At 52.1% G+C, this 3466-nt stretch carries 3 protein-coding genes and 1 pseudogene; 3 read left to right on the top strand and 1 reads right to left on the bottom strand.

Annotated features, from left to right (window positions below):
* Positions 1–217 (bottom strand): helix-turn-helix domain-containing protein (locus tag THISIDRAFT_RS00745; RefSeq protein ID WP_418896119.1); only part of this gene is annotated, 217 nt, incomplete at its 3' end.
* A 269-nt stretch (positions 218–486) separates the two neighbouring features.
* Here THISIDRAFT_RS00745 and THISIDRAFT_RS00740 point away from each other — a divergent pair.
* From THISIDRAFT_RS00740 to THISIDRAFT_RS00730, 3 genes and pseudogenes are all read left to right on the top strand, one after another.
* A complete protein-coding gene (locus THISIDRAFT_RS00740; RefSeq protein ID WP_006788829.1) occupies positions 487–1809 on the top strand; it encodes an MFS transporter in 1323 nt (440 codons plus the stop codon).
* Positions 1810–2233: 424 nt separating this feature from the next.
* The gene (locus THISIDRAFT_RS00735) at positions 2234–2467 is read left to right on the top strand and encodes an AAA family ATPase (RefSeq protein WP_139064103.1); all 234 of its coding nucleotides are present in this window, start codon (positions 2234–2236) and stop codon (positions 2465–2467) included.
* A gap of 58 nt (positions 2468–2525) precedes the next feature.
* Positions 2526–3207: pseudogene (locus THISIDRAFT_RS00730) on the top strand (IS1 family transposase).
* Positions 3208–3466: the final 259 nt, after the last annotated feature.

Genomic DNA, 3466 nt, shown 5'->3' with positions numbered 1-3466 from the left:
GCACCTCCTGGCGTACTGCCTTGGCAATGGCGTTGTTGGGACGTCGGCCACCGTGGCCACTGCGTAGCCCTGTCGCCCCATGCGCCCGATAGCGGCGGACCAGGCGCTTGACCTGGCGCACGCTCAGCCCCAGACGCTGGGCCGCCTCGGCCTGCCGCAGATGCTTGTTCGCCACCGCCTGAATCATCTCTAGTCGGTCAATTTCTTTGTGACTCATCGTAATGTGCTCCTTCGTCATGCGTGCCCCTCCCGCTTAAATATAAAGGGGACATTTTAGAATTGGACGAAGGGGACATTACTGCTTTGGGCTAACAGGCCATTGATGCCGCCTTGCACAGCTTGCCCAAGGTGAGTTAAGCACGCAGCTTGCCCGCTCACCCATGCGGGCAGGTACATCGCAGCGGCCTGCACAGCCTCTCTGGCAGATGTTGCAGGCCGTCAGCGCGCCGCTTCCTACCTCTATCACCACGCGAATCATCACCACCCATGCCAAGCGATACCGCAGCGTCTCATCACAAGATCGGTTTTATCCATCTGGCCCCGCATGTCCTGCCTTATCATGGCTGGTCATTTTTTTATGCCGCGTTTTTCTCCATCGGTCTGATTGCCTTCATCACCATTGGCCAGACCTATATCCTCAACGAACATCTCGGCATCCCCATTGAACAGCAGGGCACCTTAAGCGGTGATCTGGTATTTTGGACCGAGATTGTCGCCTTATTGCTGTTTATTCCGGCGGGATTACTGATTGACCGCATTGGCCGCCGCCCCATTTACATGGCGGGTTTTCTGCTGCTGGGCGCAACCTATGTGCTGTATCCACTGGCGTCCTCCAGCGAAGACCTGTTCTGGTATCGGATTGTCTATGCGATGGGCGTGGTGGCCGTTGCGGGTGGTTTGTCTACCGTATTGGCCGATTACCCCGCCGAACGCTCACGCGGCAAACTGGTGGCCATTATCGGGATGCTCAACGGCCTGGGGATTGTGGTCATCAGCCAGTTTTTCGGCGGCCTGCCCGACTGGTTCAGTGCCCACGGTATCGAAGGCATGGATGCGGGCCTATATACCCATTTAGCACTCGCCAGTCTGGCCCTGCTGACCGCACTGGTGGTGATGATCGGCTTAAAAGGCGGGGTCCCGGTACACACCGCCCAGCGCCCACCCTATCGCGTGTTATTGCTCAGCGGCCTGGCAGAAGGACGCAATAATCCCCGCGTCCTGCTGTCCTATGCAGCAGCCTTCATTGCACGCGGCGATCAATCCATCAACGCCACCTTTCTGGTACTGTGGGGCACCACCGCCGGACTGGCCGCCGGTATGAGTTCTGGCGAGGCCATCAAACAAGGCACCATTATCTTTGTCATTGCCCAGATTGCCGCACTGTTTTCTGCGCCCGTGATTGGCCCTTTCATCGACCGGGTAAACCGGGTCACCGCGCTGGCGGTGTGTATGGGGATGGCCGCACTGGGCAACCTGGCGATTATTTTACTGGTAGACCCGCTCGCCTCACAGGCCATCATATTTTTCATCCTCATGGGCATCGGCCAGATGAGCGTCTTTCTCAGCGCACAATCACTGATTGGCCAGGAAGCCCCGGCCGATAAACGCGGCTCGGTACTGGCCGCATTTAACATCAGCGGCGCGCTGGGCATCTTGCTCATCGTCCTCATTGGCGGCCGCCTATTTGATCACATCGGCCCCCAGGCCCCCTTTGTACTGGTCGGCTGCATCAACATCCTGCTAGTTTTCGCCAGTGTCTATGTCCGCCGCCACTGGCCAGGACACCCACCCAACACCGCAGTGGTATAAACACCCAGCGCCTATGGCACTTTTTCAGAAAACCATGACCGGCTGTGTCGTGCCTGTGCGCTTTTGGTAGAACGCAGGCACACCGACTGCTGTGTCCTCTAAAGAATAGCCTACCCTACATAAATTGATGGAGTTTTAAAAAGTGCATCAACCGATGCAGAAATGTTTTCCACCGTTTTGAATTTGACTGACAATCGGATGACAAAGGGGTGCCCTATTTGCCTTGGGAAAGACTCAGGCGGGTGTTGGAGGTTTATTGCGTTTCCGACACCGGTTGATACAATGCAGGAGATGCAAAATTAGGGGCTTGCGTGAGGTTATATTCTTTTGCGTGGAGTGAATATAACTGAAGAGTTCGGTGTGGAAAAACCGCACAAGCCGCCGGAAACAATATCAATTTAAACCACTACGGTGTGAAATCATAATGTCAAATAAACTGGAAGAGTTATCAATCAAAGAGTTTTATGGAAGCCGAAATATAGAAGTAAGTATTCAGGATAATACTTTGATACTTGTGGGAGAAAATGGCTCTGGAAAAATAACGTTCTTAAGAATCTTATTCTATCTATTGTCAGACAGATGGATTTCACTTGCTCAGTTTAAATTCGAAAGTCTTTCAGTGACTATTTCTGGAAAAAGATTTTCGGTAGTCCTGTAAATGGTAGTGCTGAATGGGGTAAGATATAGAAGTGATGGGTTCTAAAGAGTAAAAAGCCATGCAGTGTCCTTCGTGTCATTCAGAGAAGGTGATTAAAAATGGTCGCATCCATAACCACACGCCGAAATTCGCGTGCAAGGCGTGTGGTCGACAATTTGTCGAAAATCCCCAAAATCGAATCAGTGAGGATAAAAAAGCGCTCATTGATAAGCTCTTATTGGAAAGAATTTCACGGGCCGGTATCGCTCGGGTCGTTGGGGTTTCAGAGCGTTGGCTACAAAGCTATGTGAATCAAAAATATAAAGAAACACCTCGAAAGGTGCAGGTAAAAAAACCAAAGGCAAGCGCGTGATCCCATGCGATGCGTGGTGGTCTTTTGTAGGAAATAAGCATCATAAACCCTGGGGTTGGTAAGCGATCGATCAGGATACGGGCGAAAGGGTCGGCGTGTGTGTCGGGGATCGAAGTCGGCAAGGGGCCCAAGGGCTTTGGGAGTCTTTGCCCGCAGTGTATCGTCAATGTGGTGTGTGTTACACCGATTTTTGGGACACCTGCGCTATCAGGGGGTATTACCTACACAACGCCATCGCGCCGTGGGCAAAAATGCCACATTAAGACAACGTGTATCTTGCTTCGTCAGAAAAACCCTGTCATTTTCAAAAAAGCTCGAAAACCACATAGACGCTATCGGGTATTTCGTTCACCATTACAATGAAACCTTGTTTTTCGCTGCTGATTGACTATTCACTATATTGTGCAGGAGTACCCAGTAAAGATCTGAGTTTATTGGGAAGCGGATGACAAGGGGGTGCCCTATTTGCCTTGAGAAGGACTCAGGCGGGTGCTGGAGGCTTATTGCGTTTTCGACACCGGTTGATACAATGCAGGAGATGCAAAATTAGAGGCTTGCGTGAGGGAACGTCCTTTTACGCGAGTGAATTATGACTGAAGAGCCTGGTACGGGAAAACCGCACGCCGGGATCTGTGCAGGGGGCGTCG

Source organism: Thiorhodospira sibirica ATCC 700588 (assembly GCF_000227725.2).
GTDB lineage: Bacteria > Pseudomonadota > Gammaproteobacteria > Ectothiorhodospirales > Ectothiorhodospiraceae > Thiorhodospira > Thiorhodospira sibirica.
This window is presented reverse-complemented; position numbering and strand designations above follow the sequence as displayed.